General features: G+C 62.3%; 21 protein-coding genes and 2 pseudogenes. 3 read left to right on the top strand and 20 right to left on the bottom strand.

The genetic code is table 11. From position 1 onward, the window contains the following. Positions 1 to 22 precede the first annotated feature (22 nt). From XI05_RS11565 to XI05_RS11525, 9 genes are all read right to left on the bottom strand, one after another. Positions 23 to 1,786: a relaxase/mobilization nuclease domain-containing protein gene (locus tag XI05_RS11565; protein WP_271501620.1), complete on the bottom strand. Its 1,764-nt coding sequence runs from the start codon at positions 1,784 to 1,786 to the stop codon at positions 23 to 25. A 537-nt stretch (positions 1,787 to 2,323) separates the two neighbouring features. Continuing rightward, positions 2,324 to 2,965, bottom strand: coding sequence for a lytic transglycosylase domain-containing protein (locus tag XI05_RS11560; protein WP_333939852.1), 642 nt, complete (start codon positions 2,963 to 2,965; stop codon positions 2,324 to 2,326). Between the two features lie 152 nt (positions 2,966 to 3,117). Beyond that, positions 3,118 to 3,630, bottom strand: coding sequence for a S26 family signal peptidase (locus XI05_RS11555; RefSeq protein WP_271501618.1), 513 nt, complete (start codon positions 3,628 to 3,630; stop codon positions 3,118 to 3,120). Further along, entirely contained in the window at positions 3,627 to 4,091 is a 465-nt protein-coding gene (locus XI05_RS11550) for a DUF2840 domain-containing protein (RefSeq protein ID WP_271501616.1), read from the bottom strand. Before XI05_RS11550 ends, XI05_RS11555 begins: the two co-directional genes overlap by 4 nt. Positions 4,092 to 4,380: 289 nt before the next feature. Then, positions 4,381 to 5,262 (bottom strand): replication initiator protein A, encoded by an 882-nt coding sequence (locus tag XI05_RS11545; RefSeq protein WP_271501614.1) that lies wholly within the window; start codon positions 5,260 to 5,262, stop codon positions 4,381 to 4,383. A 22-nt stretch (positions 5,263 to 5,284) separates the two neighbouring features. Further along, on the bottom strand, positions 5,285 to 5,566 hold the full coding sequence (locus XI05_RS11540; protein ID WP_271501611.1) for a helix-turn-helix transcriptional regulator: 282 nt from the start codon (positions 5,564 to 5,566) through the stop codon (positions 5,285 to 5,287). 133 nt (positions 5,567 to 5,699) lie between these two features. Beyond that, complete coding sequence (locus tag XI05_RS11535; protein WP_271501608.1) at positions 5,700 to 6,140, bottom strand: DUF2285 domain-containing protein; 441 nt, start codon at positions 6,138 to 6,140, stop codon at positions 5,700 to 5,702. 136 nt (positions 6,141 to 6,276) lie between these two features. Continuing rightward, entirely contained in the window at positions 6,277 to 6,471 is a 195-nt protein-coding gene (locus tag XI05_RS11530) for a transcriptional regulator domain-containing protein (protein ID WP_271501606.1), read from the bottom strand. 164 nt (positions 6,472 to 6,635) lie between these two features. Further along, entirely contained in the window at positions 6,636 to 6,908 is a 273-nt protein-coding gene (locus XI05_RS11525) for a DUF2285 domain-containing protein (RefSeq protein ID WP_271501604.1), read from the bottom strand. Positions 6,909 to 7,066: 158 nt separating this feature from the next. Here XI05_RS11525 and XI05_RS11520 point away from each other — a divergent pair, with 158 nt between their 5' ends. Further along, the gene (locus tag XI05_RS11520; RefSeq protein WP_333939850.1) at positions 7,067 to 7,318 is read left to right on the top strand and encodes a helix-turn-helix domain-containing protein; all 252 of its coding nucleotides are present in this window, start codon (positions 7,067 to 7,069) and stop codon (positions 7,316 to 7,318) included. Between the two features lie 220 nt (positions 7,319 to 7,538). On the opposite strand, the gene XI05_RS11515 is transcribed toward XI05_RS11520, so the two are convergent. The 7 genes from XI05_RS11515 to XI05_RS11485 form a co-directional block, all read right to left on the bottom strand. Further along, positions 7,539 to 7,859 carry a DUF736 domain-containing protein gene (locus XI05_RS11515; RefSeq protein WP_271501599.1) on the bottom strand — a complete coding sequence of 107 codons (321 nt, stop codon included), beginning with the start codon at positions 7,857 to 7,859 and terminating at the stop codon, positions 7,539 to 7,541. A gap of 540 nt (positions 7,860 to 8,399) precedes the next feature. After that, positions 8,400 to 8,882 (bottom strand): hypothetical protein, encoded by a 483-nt coding sequence (locus XI05_RS11510; RefSeq protein WP_271501593.1) that lies wholly within the window; start codon positions 8,880 to 8,882, stop codon positions 8,400 to 8,402. A gap of 140 nt (positions 8,883 to 9,022) precedes the next feature. Beyond that, positions 9,023 to 9,946, bottom strand: a complete 924-nt coding sequence (locus XI05_RS11505; protein WP_271501590.1) for a DUF2493 domain-containing protein — start codon at positions 9,944 to 9,946, stop codon at positions 9,023 to 9,025. Positions 9,947 to 10,277: 331 nt separating this feature from the next. Then, positions 10,278 to 11,339 (bottom strand): DUF7146 domain-containing protein, encoded by a 1,062-nt coding sequence (locus XI05_RS11500; RefSeq protein ID WP_271501587.1) that lies wholly within the window; start codon positions 11,337 to 11,339, stop codon positions 10,278 to 10,280. Continuing rightward, on the bottom strand, positions 11,339 to 15,658 hold the full coding sequence (locus XI05_RS11495) for a strawberry notch-like NTP hydrolase domain-containing protein (RefSeq protein ID WP_271501584.1): 4,320 nt from the start codon (positions 15,656 to 15,658) through the stop codon (positions 11,339 to 11,341). Before XI05_RS11495 ends, XI05_RS11500 begins: the two co-directional genes overlap by 1 nt. Positions 15,659 to 15,840: 182 nt before the next feature. Next, positions 15,841 to 17,955 carry a ParB/RepB/Spo0J family partition protein gene (locus XI05_RS11490; protein ID WP_271501582.1) on the bottom strand — a complete coding sequence of 705 codons (2,115 nt, stop codon included), beginning with the start codon at positions 17,953 to 17,955 and terminating at the stop codon, positions 15,841 to 15,843. A gap of 97 nt (positions 17,956 to 18,052) precedes the next feature. After that, positions 18,053 to 19,015 carry an ArdC family protein gene (locus tag XI05_RS11485; protein WP_271501579.1) on the bottom strand — a complete coding sequence of 321 codons (963 nt, stop codon included), beginning with the start codon at positions 19,013 to 19,015 and terminating at the stop codon, positions 18,053 to 18,055. 402 nt (positions 19,016 to 19,417) lie between these two features. On the opposite strand from XI05_RS11485, the gene XI05_RS11480 reads away from it, so the two are divergent. Together XI05_RS11480 and XI05_RS11475 are read left to right on the top strand one after the other, a co-directional pair. Beyond that, positions 19,418 to 21,208: a reverse transcriptase domain-containing protein gene (locus tag XI05_RS11480; protein ID WP_271501576.1), complete on the top strand. Its 1,791-nt coding sequence runs from the start codon at positions 19,418 to 19,420 to the stop codon at positions 21,206 to 21,208. 302 nt (positions 21,209 to 21,510) lie between these two features. After that, a complete protein-coding gene (locus XI05_RS11475) occupies positions 21,511 to 21,774 on the top strand; it encodes a hypothetical protein (protein WP_271501573.1) in 264 nt (87 codons plus the stop codon). Between the two features lie 43 nt (positions 21,775 to 21,817). On the opposite strand, the pseudogene XI05_RS11470 reads toward XI05_RS11475, so the two are convergent. From XI05_RS11470 to XI05_RS11455, 4 genes and pseudogenes are all read right to left on the bottom strand, one after another. Next, positions 21,818 to 22,003 (bottom strand): annotated as a pseudogene (locus XI05_RS11470) (DUF3606 domain-containing protein). A 448-nt stretch (positions 22,004 to 22,451) separates the two neighbouring features. After that, positions 22,452 to 22,757: a hypothetical protein gene (locus tag XI05_RS11465; RefSeq protein ID WP_271501570.1), complete on the bottom strand. Its 306-nt coding sequence runs from the start codon at positions 22,755 to 22,757 to the stop codon at positions 22,452 to 22,454. A gap of 34 nt (positions 22,758 to 22,791) precedes the next feature. Then, on the bottom strand, positions 22,792 to 22,965 hold the full coding sequence (locus XI05_RS11460; protein ID WP_271501666.1) for an ATP dependent DNA ligase: 174 nt from the start codon (positions 22,963 to 22,965) through the stop codon (positions 22,792 to 22,794). Positions 22,966 to 23,026: 61 nt separating this feature from the next. Next, positions 23,027 to 23,485 (bottom strand): annotated as a pseudogene (locus XI05_RS11455) (tyrosine-type recombinase/integrase); the annotation flags it as partial. Between the last annotated feature and the right edge of the window lie 102 nt (positions 23,486 to 23,587).

Raw genomic sequence — 23,587 nt, 5'->3', positions numbered from 1 at the left:
CGCAACTGAATTGGCGAGATTGCTAGAGGCCGAGGTCACGCTTGCGACTAAAGCCCCATTCAATGCCGCCGCCGTCCTTCACGACGCCGGTGACGTGTTGGCCGAACCTCTTTTCGAGCTCGCGCGACCACGGCACGAGCTGGAAGCCAAGCCCACTATCGATCATGGCGAAGCGTCCCGAGGCGAGCGTCAGCCGCTGGCGATACGTGCCCGCCACATGCTCCCCGGAGGCGGCGTCCACATGAAGCAAGCCGGTGTCGGCCGATACCTTTGATGCCAACTCCTCCAGTTCACGCCGGCGCAACCTGTTCAGGAGGTCGCGCTGCAGGATGATGCGTTGGCCCTGCCGCCGTGCCAGACCCTCCTGGATCAGATGCTCGGTACGGGCTTCCATGGCGTTGCGGGTCTCGCGACCGAACCCGCCCGTGGCGAGCGGCATGGGGTCGCGTTCGACCAGCCGGTGATCGAGCCAGGTAGCGCCCTTCGCGGTGACCTGCTCAGCGACATCTATATCGGAGCGCGTCGCAAGCACCATGATTGGGCGCGGATCGCCGGCTGAACCGAAGCGTCGGACTTCGACGATGCCGCCGGCCGGCGGAGCATGTTCGAAAGCCTCGAGCCCTCGAAAGCGGACATGGTGCGCCCGTCCGTCTGTTCCGTCGATCAGGGCGTAGGCCTCGCCAGTCAGCTCGTCATGCAGTCCACGGTCGACCAGTCGTCCGATAATCTGGGACGTCGGCTGTCCGCCCTCGACGACGAAATCGGCAACGCCGCGCGCTTCCCCGCGCTCGGTGAAGGCCCGGTGCATAGTCTTGATGATGTCACCGCGCATCCCGAGATCGCGCAATCTTCGCTCGGCCTCAAGCCCGACCATCCATTCGCCTGGTGCGGCGGAGGCAGCAAGACCCATCCTCTCCAGGTGTTGGAGGCGACCAACCATCAGGCGGCGGATCTCAGGATCCGCGCTGCCCGGATTCTCCGGCCGAAGATCGATGTAGCCAGTCTCATCAGCCGCCAGCCGGATTTCCCGGTCGAGTCGCGTCCATCGTTCAGCTGTGACCTCCTTCTCCAGCGAATTACGGATCTCGTGCTCGAGCTTTGGTCCCAGTTCAATGGCAACCAGTTCCTCGGCGCGCGAGCGCAGGCCCTGACTGATGTAGTCGCGGGAGATCACGAGATCCGCCCCTTCCTCATCTACTCCCCGAACAAGAAGATGAACATGAGGGTTGTCGGTGTTCCAATGATCGACAGCCACCCAGTCGAGCCGGGTGCCGAGATCGGTCTCCATCTGCCTGGCGAGGTCGCGAGTGAAGGCCTTCAAGTCGGTCATTTCGCCGGCATCCTCCGGTGAGACGATGAACCTGAAATGATGCCGGTCGTCCTTGCACCGTTCCGCGAAAGCCGCACTATCAGCGCTGCCGCTGCCAGCATCGAACATCTCGGCACGCTCGCCGCTCCGGGTCACGCCGTCGCGCTTCAGATATGAGAGGTGGGCGGTCAGCGGTGCCGAACGGAAGGCTCTCCCTTTGTGCCGGACCACGCGCGCTTTCACCACCACACGCCGTGTCGGGCTGAACAATCTGGCGCGGCTAAAGGCAAGGCGCCCGCGGCCAAACGTCGAGCGCCCATAGGCCGCCGAACGCCTGCCCGCCGCAGCCTGACTCGAGGTGTGCCCGGCCTTCTTCGCCGCCCGCAGCACCTGGTTGATGAAGCTCTTTTGTTTCGGCGCGCGGGTGCTGCGAATGCGCCCAGGCCGAATACGCAGATCGCTGTCGCCCACGCTCACGGCCGGGCCTCCAAACGCTCAAAAGCACGCACAGTGCCGAAAACGTCTTTGATTGCATTACGCAAAATGCAAGGCGCGGCACGCGCCCCGACCGACCGGCACGCCAGAACCCAAGCCATGCCAATGGCTTGCGGTTCGACCGGCGAGCCCCTTTTATCTCGCCGTCCTGCCGTCGTCGTCTCCAGGGCCCAACTTCCGAGCCAACAGCGTCTCGGTACCCGCGGTGATTTGCGACAAAATGCAGTTCGGGTCATTGCGACAGATCCTTCATTCGCGCCTGCCCGAACACGTCGGCTGGTGGCCGATTCATTGCGAAAGAGCCGCCGCGACTTGGCAGCCAACTTGCGAAGGCCCACTGTTTCCGAGCGTTTGCGATAGCGATCGTTACCCGAAGGGCCGAGACACCCGAAGGGTGGCTCGGTGAGGAGCGAAGCGACGAGTAGAGCGCGGGCCGAAGGCATCGCCCATACGCCATCAGCTTGCGAACCCGCACAGTTGGTCATTGCGATGCTCCCAAATCTAATCGAGGGACGAACACTAAATAGGCCGGGGGACCATGGGCGAAACACCGGGCGCCGAGATTGCGGTCGTGACACCGCTCGACGGCATGAGCGCCAGCAACCGATCACGCGGCTTCACGAGATCGGATCGCGTAGCGAATAGCGTCGCAGCTGCTGATGACTGTCCGCTGGACGTCCACCTCGGCGGCAGTTCGATGGCAAGCAGGTTTGCAAGCTTTGCGACGTATGCTCGCGTCTCGTCTGGCAGAGCGCGGCCCGCGAGATGCTCTTCATAGCGCGATGGTCCCGCGTTGTACGCGGCAAACACGCCTGGCGAGCCATACCGGTCGAGCAGTTCGCGCAAGTACGCCGTGCCGGCCAGAATGTTGTCGTGCGGGTCGTAGGGGTCGTTCCCGAGATTGTAGCGCTCGCGAAGCTCCGCCCAAGTCGCCGGCATGATTTGCATCAGGCCCATTGCGCCTTTTGGCGATCTGGCGTGCACGTCACCAGCACTCTCGATGCTTTGGATTGATCGGATCCAGTTCGGCGCAATCGCAAAGCGTTGTGAGGCTTCATTGATGAAGCCGTCAAATGACTGAGCGGCCTCACTGATCGCGGGCCGGGCGGCTGATTCGCCCTGGGCCAAGGCAGCACTGTCGAACGCGGTCAGAAGAAGCATCAGGGGCACGACAGCACAAACGCGCGTGCCCAACCGACCCAAGCACGCGGTCGGGCTCGCGCCAGCCTTGCAGGCATCGGTCGAGACGGAGGAATGGTCCCGCAATCGATCGAACAAGGGAATGGCGGGGACAACACGGCGAATACGCACGATCACTCCTCCCACGTCCACACCGGCATCGCACGGCCGATCACGCTAGATGCCGGAAGAACTCCAAAATACCGGCCATCAAGAGAGTCGTCCGACTGCCAGTTCATCAGAAACAGCTCGCCGTCGCCGACGATGCGGCAGCCATGCCATTTCGGCAGCGGCCTGCCTCGTCTGTCGTGATCCTTCGCCTCGCCCACCGTGACGTTGTCGACCGAAATCGTGAGGCCGGCTCTGCAAACACTTTGCCCCGGAAGGGCGAGCACGCGCTTCAGCATCGGGACGCCAATGGGCAAATAGCCGTTAAGGTCGAGGAAGGTCGCGAGCGGCTCCGGCGGCTGCACGGCGACCAATTCAGTGACTTGGAATTGGTCCGCCGGCCGGAGGCGGTAGAGACCGATCGGCACGCTCGCGGATGCGTTCCAGATGTAAAGCGGAAGCGGCTCCAGGGCGATCGTCGCGATGAGCGCAGCAGCCATCCCAATCGTCAGAACCAGCGTCATTAGGCGGCCCATCATCGCATCACCCTTTGGCGATGAAGCCAGGCCTGATGGCGCGCTTTCGTATACGGGCGCGGGTTTTCGTTGACGGACAGGCGGTTATGAACGTGATGCCAATGATCAGGCGCGACGTCAGCCGGATCGATGCCGAGCGCCTCAACGGCATCGATCATCTGCAGCACGCGCTCGACCTTCGGCCAACCTGACAGACGCAGCAAAATCTCTCCGCCGGGCTTTACATAAGGGACGGTCGAGCAGCGCTGTCCCGGTGCGGCCGCGCGCAAGATGTCGACGCGAGAAATGATTGTCCCAAAGTCGTTGCAGGTCCAACGGACGAAAGCAAAGATGCTGCCGGGCGCAAATGACAGGACACGCCGATGGCGATCAAGCTTCCGTTCCTTGACGATACGACCGAACCGAATGCGGTTTTCGATACGCTTCTCGAGCCACAGCACTTCTACTTCGGTAAGATCGCTCACGCCGCCGCTCCCTCATGCTGGAACGGAGTGTGGTGAGCGTTGGAGCCGGTGAAAGACTGGCACGGCTTCTGCCGGCGAGCAGGATTGACGGCGCCCCGCTGCCAGTCACCTTCAATGCGGCTGGTCGTCTGGTCCGTTAGAAGAAATCCGAAGGATTTCTGGTTAGTAAAGTTAGAGCGGCCGGAAAGCGAGGAGAAACAAGCTCTTAATCTCGATTCCGGTCCCCGATAGCACGAGGATCGGGTCCCCGATAGCACGAGGGTTGCGGTCCCCGATAGCACGAGCTGATTCACAGGTTGTCCTCCGAATTTGGAATGAAACCGCGCCGGCGCAGGCGTGCCGTTAGGGGATTGACAGGCGCTGGCGCGAAGTTCAGCCGGTCGGTGCCATCAGGATCCCGTGTGAGCACGAGCTGATAGCCGGGCAATGTCTGGCGCTGAACGATCTGACGTATGTCGTAAGCAAAGTGCTTGAGCGGCGAGAGGATGCCGGACTTGGCATGGAGGTGCACAAGATCAAAACTCCAGCCGCCATCCTGGCGTCCACCGTGCTTGCGCACGAGCCGGTAAAGCCACCGCTCGAGTCCGCCCGTCAGCTCGAAATAAGCGTGATCAATAGTCAGCACGAGCGCGTCATCGATGACGCCAGCGTAGAACCAATCCGGCAGGATCAGCTCGAGCCCAAATGGGCGGCCATTTGCATCCGCCGTCTCCTTCCACTCATTGATCCAGGAGAAGCGATGCCGTCGCCGTTCTGCCGGTTGACGGATCGACGTCAGCACGGTCGTTGACTGAAGTCGGTCGAGACCCGCCTTCAGGCGATTATAGTCGCGTGCGCTGGTGCCGCGGCCGACAAACGTCAGTATCTCATAAGGCGTTGCTGCCATCAGGCGCGACGTCTTCAAGCCGGCGTCACGGGCTTCGACGATCTGGGAAGCGGCCCAGATCAGAACGTCTGCATCCCAGATGGTCGCCATGCCGTGTTCCGGAACGGCTTCGACCCGAATTGAGATCGCACCCGCGCGGAAATCGATCGGCACGATCCGTTTGGTCTTGGCGAGCGAGAAGAACGGATAAGCCATCAGATCCTGCGCGTCGCGGGGCGCAAGATCGCCGGGCAGGGCCCGAAAGAGCTCAAGCTGGTCGCGCTCGGAATGGTGTTTGCGCCGCATGGTCCCTGCTCTCACGCTGACATCAGCGACGTTCCTGACCTGCATAGGGACGCAGGGCCGGATGCTTCTTAGCGGGCAGCACGGTCCCCTTGCCGGGATCCGATGTCGACGTCTTCGCGGCGCGGTCGGCCCACGCTTTCAGGTCATCGACGGCGTAGACGACGCGTCCGCCGATCTTCCGATATGTTGGCCCGGTGCCGTACGTGCGGTGCTTCTCCAGCGTGCGGCCGGAGAGGCCAAGGTAACGCGCGGCCTCCGGGGTACGCAGGAAGCGCGGGGGTAGACCGGCCATCGGATCGGGCATTTGAGGACTCCAGGATGACAGCGCACCACGCATGGCGGCGCCAGCGTGTGTGCGGTCATCATGGAGAAGCAGGTTCTCGGAGGGGGATGCCGAACTTTCAGGAGGCGATTTTCGGCACCCCTCCGGGGCGGCGCTACTCGTCCTTGCGCCCGGGCCGCAGAAGCTTGCGGTAACCGCCGCGCATCAACGTGAGGCCGCCTTGCACCAAGCGGATCGTTCGATTGCGCAGATCATGGGTTTTCCAGGCGCGATCGGGGATGCGCTTCCTGCCGAAGAGCGCTTCGGCAATAACGCGATAGCTTGCGCCCGCGCCGTGCGCGTCGAGCGCACGGATCGCAGCGCTCAGGCGTTCGCGCCGGTGTTTAGATAATTCGTGAAAGGCAGGACCTGGCGCGCGTCCATTGATCGCGCGCCACAGCCGCCGGGCTGCATAGGCGCGCGCTTCCAAATCGCCGTCGAATGGCAGTTCGGCCGCATATGATGCGCCGAGCACCGGCGGCTCTTTGGACCAGACACGGTGATCTACCGCACCGATGCGGAACACGGCATGCCAGCCGTCGACAGCGCGGCGCACCTGGCCACCCGTAAGGTCAAGCAGTGGCTGAGGCGGCAGCCCGCTGTCGTCGGCTACAGCGACCTTGACCGGAACGACCGCCGTGAGAACCTCAGGCGCCCAAAAGATTGTCTGCTCGTCGAAGGACCTCTGCGGGTCATGGGCGAAAGCAGATACCCCATTTCCTCCTGAATTCTGCGGTCACTTCGCCATCAGGACTGTTGGCGATCATCGCCTCAAAGTCGCGTCGATAGTCCGCGTTGCGGCGAAGACATTCCCAAGCGATGTCGGTGATTCCAGCGTCTTGTAGGCTCTTATAGGATTTCGGCGACCGCCAGTCGAATTCAGGCATTGCTTCCGCCCCATTGCACGCTGCTAACAAGGATTGCGGCGCAATAGGTATGAACGAGCCGGTTGTAGGAAGCCCCTAGTTTGGCACCACGTGGTGCTTCCGGATGACCACAAGTCGGCTGAAGGAAAGGATTCTCAATAGACGTTCCGGGCGATAAATCTTTTCTACTTTGAGTTAGTGCCGCGCAAGAGACGTCCTTGCTCGCTGGCCCACTTAGCGCGCGCGAGGTGACTCTGGTATGCATTCCGCGCGCGATCTGGCTCACGCACCGGGTCAATCTTGAGCACGAGTTGAGCGACTTCTCTCCAGTCAGCGCCCTCACCCTCTGCCTGCAGAAGTCGCATGTACGTCACAACGTGCTGCTCGTCATACGGCGTCAGCTTCGGATCCGACGGGGCAAAGTCCACAACGTCGGGATCGAGCGGTGTCTTCTTCATGGCTTCCAATCCACTTACAATGATTCTAGACGCTTGGCCGCCAGAGTGGTGTATGCGTCCAAATTTAGCCGTATTCCGCCGATGGGGCCAGCACGCGATAGTTGAATACATATTATAGGAGATAAACCTCATAGTATGTAAAGCCGCAACTTGCGCCGATGGACATGCGCAAGTTGGTCGGTCGGAATTTCGCAAGACTGCGGAAGCAGAAGCGCTTCACGCAGGAGAAATTCGCCGAAGCGTCCGGCTTTACCCAACAATATATCAGTGACCTGGAGCGCGGCCGCCGTAATCCAACTGTCGTAACCCTGTTTGAACTGGCGAGCACCTTGGGCGTCAGTCACGTCGATCTCGTCCTGCCAGACGAAGAGGCACGATGCGAGCGATCAAAACCCGCAAAGCGGAAGTGATTGAGCTGGAGGAATGGAATTTGAACAGTTGTAGAGTGTGACTCGCGAACCGCACCTTAGAGCGCGGCGTCGGGCGCCGGTGGAGGCGTGTCACGGCCCCATGTCGCGGCAATTGAACTGAGCACAAGTCTGCAAGGCCCGGAGATCGATGCAACGGCCGAGGCGGATGCTTTAGGAAGCCCCGCCCGATCTGCTCGGGCGGGGCTTGGTGGAGCGAGCCTTACTCGCCGCTCTTGCGCGGCCGCGACCACAGCAGGGTGTAGCCTTCACCGCCCTCGTCATCGAACAGGTTCGCGTAGATCGGACCGTTGAAGGAAGGATCGTCGAGCTTGAGCGAGAGGTAGTCGCGCCCCTCTTCGGAGCGCTTCGACCAGGCGGCCCCGATCTCGGCCCGGCCCACGTAGATGCGGTGGCTCGGAGCGTTGTCGTTGGACCGGTTCGTCTCGGCGACGATGCGGACGCCTTTGGCTTGCAGACTCAGGGTGACGATCTCGCCCTGGAAATCATTGCCGACCTTCTTGAAGGAACCGATGTTTGCCATGTGACTTCTCCTGTTGTGTTTCGAGCCCGCGACCACCGCGGCCTCGATGGCGATCTAGGGCCGAGGACGATCGGCGACGCACCCGCTCGGGCCGGAGCACAGCGGAGGACGTCGTTGTGGCGACTTTCTTGACTCGCGAGGAATGGGCGAAGCCCAGGGGAAGAAAGTCGCAACGACGGTGTTGCGGCTCAGACGATCGAGGCGAAGCCGGTCTTCGGCCAGATCAAGCCATCAACGAGGCCACGTGCGTCGCGTGCTGAACCGCAATCTCGGGAGAAGACGTGGCGTATCTCGGTTGTGCTGAACAAGAGGTGGTAACGATTCAGCGCAGAAAGAGAAACAATCTGCTGCAAAGGGCGGCATCGTCTCCGATGGAGCGATCGAGGTATCGCCGCTCCGCCGCAGGTTTAGTGGGCCGGCCAAAACGGGTGCTGGTCCAGGCACTCCGAGGAGGACTGCTCTCCCCGCGCGCAACCCGATCAAGCCTCGTTCAATGCTCGGATCTACTTGAGCCTGCTCGACGACGAAGGCGGTGATTGGTCACCCCTCCCGCGTGGCGGCCGGAAGAACTGGTCGTGACGGATTGTCCATCGCCCGTGCCAGTTCGAACGAACGGGGCTCCGCAAAAACGGTCAAGCGTGTCCATGCTGTGCCGCCAACAAAGACCGCGCCCAGGCAAGCGAAGATCTCACGCCAAGCCAGCGAGGGCATCCCGTTCTGGGACAGGGCGAACGCCACATGATAGCCGGCGACGGCAGCGGGGACAGCAAATGCGGTCGCGATGGCGATGCGCAAGGTCAAGGACCGAGTCATGGCGACGGCGGCCTGACCGACGGCAAGCGTCAACGCGCCACCGACCGTTCCGATAAGCAGCGCACCAACCACGCTGGCACCATTCTGAAACGCCGTTATCCCGATGCTCAGTGCGACGAAAAACGGGAGGGCATACACAGCAAGCGCGAAGATTGCCCAGCAGAACAAGCCGATGCCGAATGTGTCGAGAAAAAGCCCAAGGGCGAGCATGGTGGTGGCTCCATGTGCATAGATCTTCTAGTCGCGCCTTCCACCACCACCAGGGCGCAACTTCGAGGATAGAGTCGAAACGAGCCGGAGTTGCGGCGCATGCACCCCGCTCCAATTGTTTGGAGGCGAGAAGACGGCGCTCACGCGCCGCCGAACCTCCAGACGGGGATGCCGAGACGCTTCGCCTTGTCGGCGAGGTTGTCCTGGATGCCCGTGCCCGGGAAGTGGATGACGCCGATCGGCAGGAGTTCGAGCATGGCGTCGTTGCGCTTGAATGGGGCTGCCTTGGCGTGCTTCGTCCAGTCAGGCTTGAAGGTGATCTGAGGCACCTTGCGATTGGTCGCCCATTTGGAGGCAATAAGCTCCGCACCTTTGGGCGAGCCGCCATGGAGCAGGACCATGTCAGGATGCTTGGCGTAGACCTTGTCGAGGCGATCCCAGATCAGGCGGTGGTCGTTGAAATCGAGCCCGCCAGTAAACGCGATCTTCGGCCCCGGCGGCAACAAGACCTCGGTCTCGGCGCGACGCTTGGCTGCGATGAAGTCGCGGGAGTCGATCATTGCTGCAGTCAGCGTGCGGTGGTTTACCAGTGATCCCGATCGAGGGCGCCAGGACGATCCGGTGTGAGTCTCAAAGCGTTCGATGGCCTGGTCGCGGAAGAGCTCCAGGCAGTTGCGGCGCTCGATCAAAGTGATGCCTTCGGCCGTCAAGCGCTCGAGTTCGACCGATCGGACTTCGGAGCCATTCTGCTCGCGCTGGCTCTTTTGCTGCGCCTGTTCGTTATCGTCGAGTTGGCGTCCGATGCGGTCGAAGGCTCGGTGAAACAGATTGACGGTCGACCAGAGCAGGTCGTCGAGGTCCGGTTCAAGCCGGGTGTCGCTCAACGTCGCGACCATGGCGTCGAAGATGTCGGCAACGGCGCCAGCGATGATCTTGCCCTCGGGAAGCGGCCGTGGATCGGGCTGGTCGTCGAAGGGACGGTAGCCGAAGAGCTGCAATTCCGTGACGATGTGGTCAGTTGGAGAAGAAGCGTGCGGCGGTTCGATGTCGTCGTGTTCGGTCATTGGAAGGATCCTTTGCCGGATCGGCCGCGCCCATCGCGGCCTTCGTGGCGATCACTCAGACGGCGGGCGGAACGGGCCAGAACCCGCAAGGGCCGAAGCGGCAGCGGAGGATGGCGCAGGCCGGCTATTTTGCTTCGCGATGCAAAGCGCGCCGGCCAGATAAATTAATGTGTGCTCTCATGGCCGGCGCGCGGCGGAAAATAGCCGGGCGTAGCCATTGCCGGCCCGGTCCGCTTGCCGTCCGATCGCCCTCTAGAAGGCCGAGGTCGCGTCCTCTTCCGGCAATGGCCTCGTTATGACCGACCTGCTGACGCCGAGCGACACGTCGCGGCTATTCCGCGGCTACTGCCGGAGAATGCAGGAAACGGACGACGTCCTCCGGTACGAGTTGAAGTAGCAACGCTGCTCGGAGGGAATCGAAACCGAAGATGTGCAGATCTTCGTTGAAGTCGCCCAGCCGGGGCGACAATGCGATCGCTTCAATGCCGGCGGCTTCGGCGCGCTGGGTGAGAATAGCCTGTACGGCATCTCCGGCAGCATCGTCATCGCGGGCAATATAGAGCCGACGCAGGCCAGATGGCAGCATGATTGCTGCGAGATGATTGGCCGAAAGCGCGGCAGCCATGGGCAAGGTCGGCAGCACGTAGCGCAGCGAAAGCATGGTCTCGATCCCCTCGCCCGCAGCGAGCACGTCGTCCACCACGCCGAAGCGAACGGCGTTACCAAGCAGGTCGCCCATGGCCCGTCGTGGCGTGTCGATCGGGGCCTTGCCGAGCCGCACGCGATCAAAGCCGTACGGATCTAGCCAGGTGCGATGCACGCCGGTGATCCGTCCCTCGAGGTCGGTGACGGAGGCTATCATCGCCGGCCAGGTTTCGGTCGACGAATGCTCGTCCGGTCGATAGTAGCAACGCGGATGGAAGCGCAAGCTGCCACCATGATGGATGCGGGTTATCCCGCGCCGCTGCAAGTACGTCTCGGCTAGCGTCCCTTCAATCGGGCTGGATATCGCAAAAAGTCGACGGGCGGCTTCTTGCGATCCGGCCGGCACGACTGGACGAACGGGTCTCGGGAGTGATTGCTCCTCAGAACGAGGCAGCTTCAGAAAGCGCCTCGCCTCCTCAGCGACCTCGCGAAAGTCTCGCAAGGCAAGGCTTTCGCGGATGATGTCGAGAAGATCGCCATGCTCCCCGGTCGCGGCATCGGTCCATTTGCCGGCGGGGCCCTTCGACGATTCCTGGAGCCGCAAAAATAACGAGCGGCCCGGGGTGTTGTGAACGTCGCCGACCACCCAGTACCGCCCCGCCCGCCTGCCATTGGAGAGATAGTGTCGGCACACCGCCTCGGCCTCGCGCGCGAGGCGGCGTGCCAATTCGGAAGGCTCGCGGGACATCACGCCGCCTCCCTATCACTGATGCGCGCAACCGGATGGCTGTCGAGCACCTTCGAGAGGATCTCGACACCGCTCGCGTCCGTGGGCACGAACATGCGCAGCTTCCAGGAGATGATCTCCCCAAAGAGGCCGTGGGCCCGCAGTCGATCGCGCATCGTGTCGTTGAAGCCCGACAGCTCGATGCGATATGCACCCATCACCCGGACTCGACGAAGCTGGAGCCCCTCCGCGAGGTCGAGAACGGTGCGCCCTTCCGCGAGCGCGGCAAAGGCTGCATCCGGCGTCAGCGCCGGAGCGTCGGCCGCTAGCACGTTCGCGACCCAGGTCGCGGATACCTTGCGGCCGATGATGCGTTCGCCCGTATCTGTCTGGAGCCGATAGACGCGGGTCGATTCGTTCGGCAGCCGCTTCCAGATGGGGAGCAACAATCCCGACACCACGTGGATCGTGCTTTCCGTGAACTCGGAGACCTCGGCAAGCTCCGCCAACCACGCAGCGGTGAAGCGTTCACGATCCGCTTCGACCCAATGGCTTTCCGCCATCATGTTCAAGGCGACCGTGTGCCGATCCATCGGCCGGATCAGACGGACGCGGCGCTCGATCTCACCGTCGTCGAGCATGACGCTCGCCGCAGGGACCTGCACGGCGGCTCGTCCCGAGCGCTCATTGACCAGCAGGACGGCCTGACGATCGGAAAGACGAGCAAGAGCGTCATCCAGACTCACCGGATGATTGCGCTGGCGCTGGGTGACCGTGAGCAGCCGGGTCTCGGCGCCGGTGCCCGGATGGTCATAGATCGTCCGCCGGTCGGTGACGACAAAGCTTTCGGCACGGAGCGTTTCCAGCCCGACGTCGTAGGTACCCGACGCGACCGCGCCCTCGATCCGAGCGGTCAAGAGCTGCTCAAAGGCGGTAAACAGCACATTCTGGAGGTCGATGGTGAGCGCCAACAACCTGTTCAGGAACGTCGTGATCGGCGGCAGCTCGTCCCTGAGCCCATTCGCATCCATGAGCTTCAGACCGGTCGCATCCTCGAACCTCCCAAGCGAGCAGCCGTCGACCTTCCCTCGCGCGAGCAAGATGTAGAGTTGGCGCAATGCATCGCGCCCATACTGGCTTTCGAGATTGTCCTCGGGCCGAAACAGCCCCTGCCCGCCCGTCTGGCGCTGGCCGCGCGTAATGGCTCCCAATGTGTCGAGCCGGCGGGCAATGGTGCTGAGAAAGCGCTTTTCGGCCTTCACATCGGTCGCGATGGGACGAAACAGCGGCGGCTGCGCTTGATTGGTCCGGTTTGTGCGGCCGAGCCCCTGAATCGCGGCATCGGCCCTCCAGCCGGGTTCGAGCAAGTAATGGACCCGCAAGCGGCGATTTCGCGCCGACAACTCGGCATGGTAGCTCCTCCCCGTGCCGCCCGCGTCGGAGAACACAAGGATGCGCTTGGCGTCGTCCATGAAGGCCGAGGTCTCAGCGAGATTGGCCGAACCGGCGCGGTTTTCGACCACCAACCGGTCCCCCTTGCGGATGATGCGTCGCGAGCGGCCGGTCACTTCGGCGACCATGTCGGTGCCGAAGCGCTGCACGATTTGATCCAGCGCGCCGGGTACCGGAGGCAGCGAGGCGAGTTTCTCGATGAGGCGGCCGCGTCGTGCGACGGCCTCCCGGCTCTCAACCGGCTGGCCATCGCGATAGACAGGCCGAGAGCAGAGGTTGCCCTCCGAGTCTGTAAAGGGCTCGTAAAGCTGGACCGGGAAGGAATGGGCGAGATAGTCGAGCACATACTCGCGCGGGGTGATGTCGACCTGGACGTCGCCCCAATCTTCGGTCGGGATCTCGGCGAGCCGGCGCTCCATCAGCGCTTCGCCCGTTGAGACAATCTGGATGACAGCGGCATGGCCGGCGTCGAGATCGCGGTCGATCGATCGGATGAGCGACGGCGTCTTCATCGAGGTCAACAGATGGCCGAAGAAGCGCTGTTTGGCGCTCTCGAAGGCGGATCGGGCCGCGGATTTCGCCTGGCCGTTCAGCGTTCCGGTTTCGCCGGTGATGTTGGCGGCCCGCATCGCCGCGTCGAGGTTGTTATGGATGATGCTGAACGCATCGGCATAGGCGTCGTAGATGCGAACCTGCTCCGGCGTAAGCTGGTGTTCAACGAGCTCGTACTCGACGCCCTCATAGGACAATGAGCGGGCGGCGTAGAGACCGAGCGCCTTGAGGTCACGCGCCAGCACCTCCATCGCCGCGACGCCCCCCTCCTCGATTGCCTCGACGAACTCGGCGCGTGTGGCGAATGGGAAATCGGCACCGCCCCAAAGGCCGAGGCGTTGGGCATAAGCGAGGTTGTGGACCGTGGTAGCGCCTGTCGCCGACACATAAACCACGCGAGCATTGGGCAGGGCGTGCTGGAGCGTCAGGCCCGCGCGCCCCTGCTGAGAGGCCGCCTGGTCGCCACACTCGCCTTTGCCCCCGATCGCATTCTGCATGGCATGGCTCTCGTCGAAGACGATCACTCCGTCGAAGTCGGAGCCCAACCATTCAACGATCTGCCCGACACGCGAAAGCTTCTCGCCACCCTCGTCGGTGCGTAGCGTGGCGTAGGTGGCAAAAAGGATGCCTTCCGAAAGCCGGATCGCGGTGCCCTGGCGAAACCGGGACAGCGGCGTAACGAGCAGTCGCTCCATGCCGAGCGCGGACCAGTCGCGCTGGGCATCTTCGATCAGCTTGTCGGATTTGCTGATCCAGACCGCACGGCGGCGGCCTTTGAGCCAATTGTCGCGAAAAATCCCGGCGACCTGCCGTCCCTTACCCGCCCCGGTGCCATCGCCCAAGAACCAGCCGCGGCGAAAACGGATGGCGTTTTCTGCGTCGTCGCGCGCGGCGGCCACACCATCAAAGGTCGCATCGACCGTCCAGGAGCCCGCGAGGAATTCGGAATGCGCCTCGCCGGCATAAATAACGCTCTCGATCTGCGCATCCGACAGAACTCCGTCTGCGACCAGACTTGAACGCAGATGCGGACGGTAGGAGGGCTTCGGTGGCGCAACGGAGGCCATCGCCGCGGACTGCACGAGCTTGGTCGGATGTGCGCACGATCCGGGAATACGGATCGACTGCAATCCGTACTCCTCATAGAGCGCATCGGTGAGGCGGACGCCTTCCGGCGGCGACCAGTCGACAGTCTCGTACGCAAGTTCCACACCTTCCAACGCGTTCCCCGAAGTCGACGAGGGGCTTGGTGCAATGGCGCCGGCCGATCGAAGCATCGCAGGGCGCCTAACGATGTCGGCCACGACCGGCACTGCGACGGGCAGCCTCGCTGGCACATGCAGGGTCACCCAATTGAGCAAGGTGGCGACATCGCCGGCCATGCCTTGCGAGGCGGGAAAAGCGTTCGGATCCGCGGCGGGGAGCTTGTCGATAACGAGCAGCCTCGTGTCCGTCTGGGTGCCGTGCTTGGCGTAGACGGCGCCGTCGATCGCGGCAGAAAACACGACCCGTCCGCGCTCCTGGAGGCGAACAAACGCCTCTAGCCACGCCGGGTTATCCGGTGCAAGGCCTGCGCCAGCGATGGCGACGAGGCGCCCACCGTCGCAAAGACGGGCGAGCGCCGAAGCGATGTGCCGGAAAGCGGCGTCCGTCATCCGTCGATCCACGTTCGCTACCGCGGAGAACGGCGGATTCATCAAAACGACGCTCGGTACGACCCTCGCGTCGAGATGATCATTGATCTGCGGGACGTCGAACCGCGTGACCTCGACGTTGGCAAACAAATGATCGAGCAGCGCCGCACGGCCTTCGGCCAACTCGCTCAACATCAGAGAGCCGCCAGCGAGCTCGGCGAAGATGGCGAGCAAGCCCGTCCCCGCGGATGGCTCCAGAACGCAGTCGGCAGGCGTAATGCCAGCTGCGCTGCATGCGGCCAGCCCAAGCGCGATCGGCGTTGAGAATTGCTGAAACGCCTGACTGTCCTCGGAACGCCGCGTATGGGTCGGCAGACAGCTCGCGATTTTCGCGAGCATCGGCAGCATCGCGGCCGTCGAGCCAGCCTTGGCGCGCATGGCCGGGCCGAACTTGCGAAGGAATAGAACGGTTGCCGCCTCGCAGACGTCATAGGCGGTCTTCCAGTTCCAGGCGCCGGTCGCGTCCGAGGCGCCGAAGGCAGCCTCCATGGCGCCACGCAGGACGGCGGCATCGATGCGGCGGCCGCGTTCGAGATCAGTCAAGATCTGTCGGGCGGCCTTGAGGGCGGCAGAGGTGAGAGTGGCAGCGGCGCGCATCGAGAGCGGCGCGGCGGCAGCGCCGCCTGCAAGGGACTCGGTCATGTCAGGATTTCTCGGGAGAGCAGGAACAGGTCGAATCGCCCGGCGCTCTCCTTAAGACCACGGCGATTCAAACCCTTCCCGACCCGACTCTCCCTCTCAGCGCTCGCCCATAAAAAATGGGGACCGGCGTTACACCCGGTCCCCAAGCAACTGCGGGATGGCCGGAGCCATCCCGTTCTGTGTCACTCAGCCGCATCGAGCTGCGGGTCGTCGTCGCCGGCGTTCTCCCGATCCTCCTCGTCGGCGAGGAATTCCGGCAGCGGACCTGCTTCGCCCTCCTGTCTCACCGGCGCTGCATCGGGATCAACGAGCCGCAGCGGCTCCGGCAACCAGCCCGAGCCATCGAGAAGCCGCTCAGCCTCCTTCGCCATGTCAGCCTTCTTCAGATGGTCGATCAGTTGCGCCGACGACTCGCCCTTGACTTCACGCACCGCCTCCAGAATGCGAGGCTTGGTGACCCGGCCGAGATAGTTGTCGACGGTCGGTCGCCAGCCGGCCTGCACCATGTCGAGCCCGACGGCGCGCGCCAGCACGTTCGCCTGGTCGAGACGCGTGCGGACCCCGTGGGCGGAGACACGGCCCTGATTGTAGCGGTTGGCCGGCTCGTACAGAGCGTTGACCGCAAATGACGCACAGTGAGCGAACAGAGACGCCTGAGCGGCGCCGTCGAGGGCCGTGAGCGCATCCCAAAGATCGTCCTCGCCCTTCGGCAACCGTGCTTTCCAGGACTCATGCCGTGCCTCGACGGCCTTCGCGGACGCGCTCTCTCGGAGGCCGGGCGCTTGAGCGGGAAAGATCGGCGTGCGAAGTCCGATCTCAAGAGAGCTTCCGGACGAGGCGAACCGATAGAAGGCCGTCAGCACGAATTTGTGCAGCACCGCCTGGAACGCGATCGCGGGGTTTCCTGCCAGCGCATCCCGCAATGCCAGCGTGCGATGCGCCGTCAGCTCGGTGATCAGCCGATCCGGCAGAGGTTTGGCCGCATCCTCATCATCTTCTTCACCATCGGGAGCACTACCCGCGACCGCGATCACCGTGCGCTGGACGGAAGCGCCCTCTTCTTGACCTTCGGTCGACAACGCACCGGCGTCCTGCCCGACGTCGCAATCAGTTGCCGGCACCTCGTCCTCTGGCCGGACGTAACCCCGGTCCACGGAGAGGCGCCCCTCGGAATCGATGCTGATGAAGACACCAGCTCGGGCGATCTCAGTCGGATCGTAGAGCATCGGCCGGTTTTCGAATGCCGACAGTGCCGCCTCGATTTCGCCGAGACGCTGGTCGATTTCGTGGGGCAGCTCGTCTGCATCCTGATAATCGGTTTCCAGCTTGGCTTGCTCGGCGTTCAAGGCATCGATGGTGGCCTGCTCCTCAGGCGAGAGATCGACAGGTTTGCCCTCGATTTTGCGCAGACCGTGAACGTGACCGTAGGAGAACTCTACGGCGACTGAGATCCACTTCCAGCCTTCGGCCGCGATCGTCTCAGCTTCGGCTTTGAGCTTTTCGGTCACGAGGCGGTCGAGCAACACGACGTCCTGAAGCCAGCCGCCGTCGTCGTGCTCGAACAAATCCCGCAGAACGCCGCCACCCGCGTGCTGATAAGCATCGAGGCCCACGAATTGGGCTCGGCGATCGGACCCGCGCACGGTGTTCTCGGTGAGCAGCCGGCGGATCTGGTAAGGCTCGTCATAACCGGAACGGCTGACGTTCTCCCAGACTTGCTCCTGGCGGGCGTGATCGGCTGTGACCGAGAACGCCATGAGCTGCTCGAGCGTCATGCCGTCTTCGGCATAGACCTCATGCAGCTTCGGCGACACCGACGCCAGCCGCAGCCGCTGCTTCACGATCGCAGGGTTCACGAAGTGCCGGGCGGCGATGTCTTCCTCGCTCATGCCGAGGTCGCGGAGCGTCTGGAAGGCCCGAAACTGATCGAGCGGGTGCAGACCGACCCGCTCATCGTTCTCCGCCACCGAGTCATCCTCGGCGATGCCCCCTTCGCGGACGACGCACGGCACCGCCTGCGTCTTGGACATCCGCTTCTGTTTCACCAGGAGCTCGAGAGCCCGATAGCGCCTGCCGCCTGCCGGCACCTCGAACATGCCGGTCTCGTTGCCATCTGCATCAACGACGGCCCGGACGCTCAGACTTTGCAGAAGCGTACGCTGCGCGATGCTCTCGGCTAGCTGCTCGATCGAGACACCGGCCTTGACGCGGCGAACGTTCGACTGGCTGAGCACGAGCTTGTTAAACGGAATGTCCCGGGAAGGCGACAGCGTGATCTTTTGTACGGCTTTCGTCATTTCGGCTCTCCACGACGGGCGGCCGTGAGACTCTCTCTCGGCTTCCAACCCGTCGCGAACAGCCTCCCTTCCTCTCACTCTCGCGCGAGGCCAAGTATCACGCCGCCTCGCGATCGGCGACAGCCGAATCCAGCGACGCGGGCTCAATGCACCCGGGAACGAAGCCGAGCAGATAATCCGCAGCCTTGCTTGCCTGCGACGCTGCACGCACGATGGCGCGATTATCTTCCCGCAGGACTTCGAGCCAGGAGCCGATGTAGTCGGAGTGACGAACGGTCGGCACGATCCCGAACGATGCGCAACCAAACGCGGCGGCAAGCTCAGCCACCAACTCCTCGAATGCATATTTTCTGGTGCCGTAGGATCCGCTCTGATCGCGGTTGAGGCGCGAACGATGCCCGGTCGCATGACCGAGCTCATGGAGCGCGGTACGATGCCAGTTGATCGGCTCGAAATAGGCCTGTGGCGGTGGGACCTGCACGTAGTCTTCGGCCGGCGCGTAGAATGCACGATTACCGCCGATGCGAAAATCGATGCCGGTAGCCTTGATGAGTTCTTCGACCCTTGGTTCGATCAAGCCTTGCGGCGGCGGCGGTGCTGCGGTTGCGACCTCATGGGGGAGATCGTCGCACTGATCGCAGTTAAACACGGTAAAGCGTTTGAGGAATGGAATCGTCTGCGCTTCTTCGCCGGTCTCAGCATCGCGCCGCTTCTCGTCGCTCGGCACGAAACGGTCGGCGTAGACCACCATCGTGCCGCGTTCGCCCTTGCGCACATGACCGCCAAGCGACAGCGCCTGCCGGAACGTGAGCCAGCTTTGCCCTGTAAAGCCGTGTTCGATCGTGCTGCCCCAGAGGAGAAGTATGTTGACGCCACTGTAGGGACGATTCGTTGAAGCATTTTTCGGCATCGACAGCGAGGCTTTTGCCGCAGCGGTGCCCCAAGGCTGAACCCAAGGCACACGGCCGGCCTCAAGCTCAGAGATAATCTTGTCGGTGATTTCATCATAAAGGCTAGCCCGGCCCTCGCCGCTGGGCGCCCGAGAGTGATGTTTGGACATCGCGGGTCTCCGCGACGGGCGCCGCGAGCCTCTCTCGCAGCTTGTAACGCGTCACGGAAAAACCCAGCCCGCACTCTTACTCTCAGCCTTTTTGCGCAATCTTCCTTAAGGCCGCAGGACCGACCAGGCGTGCGTCAACGGCGCATCGCCTAAACGCAAAATGGCACCCGCAGGAGCGTGAGCATAGCGACGCCGAAGGCGGCACGCGGGACCGAGTGCAGCGACGAGACCGGTTAAAAGGGCACCCGGGAACGGGGCAGTGATAGCGACGCCGGCATACTTCATGACGGCGGGCCCTTTCCCGAGTGCCCCCGGCGAGGAGCACCAAAGCTCTGGCGCGAGGGATCGAAGCCGCATGGCGTGCGCCGTTGAGGCGTGGAGAAGAAGGGAGCGTTCGAAAGGATGGAACCTGCTGGTTATGGCTCTCCGTGTCTCTTCGAGTGGGCCTACGAGAAGATCTCCCGCAACAAGGGAGCCCTGACGCCCGGTGTAGATGGCAAGACCTTCGACGGCATGTCGCTGGCGAAGCTCGCCGACATCGCCAGGCGCGTAGCAGACGGCACTTATCGCTTCCGGCCAGTCCGGCGGGTCTATATCCCAAAGGACAACGGCAAAACACGACCGCTGGGTATCCCAACGGTGGAAGACCGGCTCGTTCAGGAGGCGGTCAGGATTCTGCTCGAAGCGATCTGTGAACCTGTGTTCCTCGATGAGTCGCATGGGTTCCGCCCGAGACGATCCTGTCATACCGCACTCAAGTCCGTCAAGAACACCTGGACGGGCTGCAAGTGGCTGGTCGAAGTGGATGTGCGTGGGTTCTTCGACAATATCGACCATGACATTCTGCTTGGGCTTCTAAAGAAGCGGATCGATGACGATAGGTTCATCGCTCTGATCGAAGGAATGCTCAAAGCAGGCTACATGGAAGATTGGGTCTACGGACGCACTTACAGTGGCACGCCACAGGGCGGCGTTGTCTCGCCCCTGCTCGCCAACATCTATCTGCACGAGCTGGACCAGCGCATGCAGACGATGAAGGTGGGTTTCGACAAAGGCCGCGACCGACGTCCATTCCCGCGCTATGCGGCGCTGGAACGGCGCGTCCTCCGTCTCCGCCGAACAATTGAACGGCTCCGCACCGAAGGCGCGGATCGAGCCGAGATCGACGCTGCACTTGCGGAGATCAAAGCCATCAACAAGGAGAGACGGAAAGTGCCTTCCGTCGATCCGATGGACCCCAACTTCAAAAGGCTCCGCTACTGCGGCTACGCCGACGACTTCCTCATCGGCGTAATCGGGAGCAAGCGGGAAGCGTGTGAGATCATGGCTAGCGTCGACCAATTCCTGACGCAGACCTTGAAGCTTACCGTGTCGCCCGAGAAGAGTGGAGTCTACGCCGCTTCAAAGGGGGTGGCCTTCCTCAGCTACCGCATCTCGACATACACATCCTACGGGGCTGGACGCAAATCCAACCGCACGGGACCGGATGGACGGACATGGCGCGTGGTACGCCGGCCGACCACCGGCAATGTCAGTCTGCGAGTGCCGCGCAAGGAGGTTACCGCGTTCTGCAAGCGACACGGCTATGGCGATCTCGCCAGAAAGACTGGCCGTCCTCGCGAGCAGTTCTTGGTCACCAGCGATGTCGCAACCGTTCTCGCCTATAACTCAGAATTCCGTGGTTTTGCGAACTACCATTCGTTTGCCGATGACTTCAAGAGCGCCTTGGGACTGTTGGAGCTTGTTGTGTTCCGCAGCCTCGTGAAGACGCTGGCGATGCGACATCGGACGACGAGAGCGAGAACCATGGCACGTCTGTGGAATGGTACGGATTACGAGGTCAGCTCCGTGGTCCGTGGTCAGCTTCGCAGCATCAAGCTGTGGAGACTGAAGCATCTGACCCAAACCTACTGGACGAGTCCCGTTGTCGACAACGTCACAGCAGGTGCGTGGTGGGTCAAAAGCCCCAATGATCTGATCGATCGACTTAGCGCTCGCAAGTGCGAAGCGTGCGGCGACACGACCGGACCATTTGAGATGCATCACCTCCGCCGCCTAGGAGATCTGCGAAGCGGATCGCTGACGGTTTGGAAACGGTCCGGTTGGCGGCGCAAGACCATTGTCCTGTGTCCGTCATGCCGGGCAACCGTTTCCAGTCGAGCGCATGAGCGTATGGAAAGCCGTGTGCATTGAAAGGTGCCCGCACGGTTTGGGGGGAAGGCGTAGGGATATCCTCTGCGAGGTATCCCGCGCCTACCCTACCGAGACGCTGCGCGGCTCGGTTCACGAGAGCGCGGTGCGGCCCTGGCCGCACGCGCCGACACAGTGAAACACCTGAGCGAACGTGATGCTGGCAATCCTGCGAGAACCGTCTGGCATTTCCATAGGGGTGTCAGAATTCAGGGAAGCCTTGTCCTCTGCTGATTGGGAATCCCAGCCTTGCAGCCGGAACAAACGACGGGCCACAGGATTCGCCGTATTCGGAGTCCATTTCAATGCTGATGACCATTGGGCAAAGGCTAACAATAAGGACGCTGCGGGGATGGGCGATTCACGTGCTCCAGGAAGCGGGCGCTATCCACGAGTGCGAGGAGCACGGCTGGATGCAAGATCGCGCCGATCCGCATGCACGGGAGCGAGCCTTTGATAACGCTCGTGGAGACCCGCCGGCAGGCGTCTCCTCCAATGCAGCGGAGGCTGCGGTTCGCGACGTGCTGAACTCGATCGGTGATACGTGCCCGGAGTGCCCTCCGGATTAGGAGGGCTGGTGCTGAGCCTCAACGCCAACCCCAGCTCTTGATGTCAGTGGCCCAACCTTTTCTCCACGCGCTTGCGGGAACTGCCCACCTTCTTGACAGCCTTCTTCACCGCCGATGCCGAGCGCCCGGTCTTTTTTGCTTCGTACTGGACTTCGTAATCCTGTCCCTTGGCCACCCGGGCCCGGTCCTGTTTGCGTCAACGCGCGGTCTTCTTCTTCGCTGCGGCCATCTGCTCCTCCTCTTGCGAACTGATGGCGATGCAACGCTTCAAGGAATCGCGGGTTCCGCGTCAGCTACAGTCCGCGGCTCAGTGGCCACAAGGATGGCTAGTAACGATGGGAGCCCAACCGTCGAGCAACAACAGGCCGTCCCAGCCAATGACTCCTTCATCCCATTTCGACGCGTGCTCGCGGTGCATCGATGCCCACTGAGGACGCCACTCGATGATCTGGTCATTAACGCCATCGTGAACGCGACACGGCATATCGGGATCGAACGTTACCATCGAGTTCATGCCGGATGTCCAGGATCCACGTTCTTCGGCGTCTTCTTCTCCCGCTGAGGTGTCATCTTCGCGGGACTTTCTGTCCCGGGTACTCCGCGAGGACCAAGCTGTTCGCGCTGAATATCATCTTCGGAGCGTTCGGGCTCCACGCCCTTCAACGGCTTCTCGGTCATCATTCCATCCGAGCCTTCTCCTTCAGGTCCCGGATTCGGATCTCGGCTTCCTCCCTCGAAGTGACGATCTCCGATTCATCCGGCACCCGTGCGATCGCGCTGAGCCTCTTGAGCTCGGCCAGTTGTTCTGCTGTGGGCTTTTCCATTTTCAATTCCTCGACCGCCTGCACGGCGGCTTCCTCGTCGAGCACGTTCAGCAGCTGATTTATGGTTTGTTCGCAATCTCTGCGGCCAGGCTCGACATACCGGGCCAGGATCGCCTGAGCGTATTCCAAGGCTTTGGCAACTCGCCGTTCCGGATCCATGACCGGTACTCCACATACTCGGAAGAAAACGCGGCTATGAACGGCGCGTTCCTTTGCTCAGCCCCTTGAACGAGCTGGCCCGGAGCAGCCCCTCGGAGGTAATGTCACGGTATTCAATGTCGGCATAGAACTTGGGTTCGACCCACGTGGCTTTCGGCTTTCTGATGGGCTTGGTCAGCTTTTGTTTCGGACTCACAACGGTATCCAGCGCCTTTCGGATCTGCGCCGAGGTGCTTCGATTCCAGCCGGTGCCGACCTTCGGCGTTCGAAGCCTTCTTCAGGAAACGCGCTAAAGCTGCTTTCCGCGAATCGCGATCCAACGCGTAGGCTGTTTGCTTGAACTCGATGCCATCAAGGAGCCCTTCGATGTAACCCGAGATCGTGTCCGCGGCCATGATAAGCGCTGTATCAAGCGTATGGATATATTTGCTCGTCACCGAGCCCTTGGCATGGCCGACCAGCGCCGCGATGGTCACCTCGGTAAAGCCGAGATCGTTAGCGATGCTCGCAAAGCTATGGCGCAGGACGTGGGGAGTAATATCGGACAGCGGGGAGTCCTCGAAGAGATGCTTCCACTGGTTTGGAAAGCTACCGAACGCGTTGTCTTCGCCCTGACCTGGGAAGACATATGTGCCGACATCAGCGGTGCGCCGTCGCTCCAGATATTCGACGACAGGCAGCCCGATGGGACGAATGGATTCACCCTCCTTGCTGTCCTCCAATTGACCTGCCACTGCATTTTCATCCAGCGGCAGTTAGAGTCTCGGGTTTTGTTGTAGCGAGACCGAACTTTGGACCACCCAGAACTAGAGTTTTGCGCTCTTATCACG

The sequence above is a fragment of the Bradyrhizobium sp. CCBAU 11357 genome (assembly GCF_028128865.1).
In the GTDB taxonomy this organism is placed as follows: Bacteria; Pseudomonadota; Alphaproteobacteria; order Rhizobiales; family Xanthobacteraceae; genus Bradyrhizobium.
The sequence above is the reverse complement of the archived record's forward strand: the minus strand, read 5'-3'. Positions and strand labels throughout refer to the sequence as shown.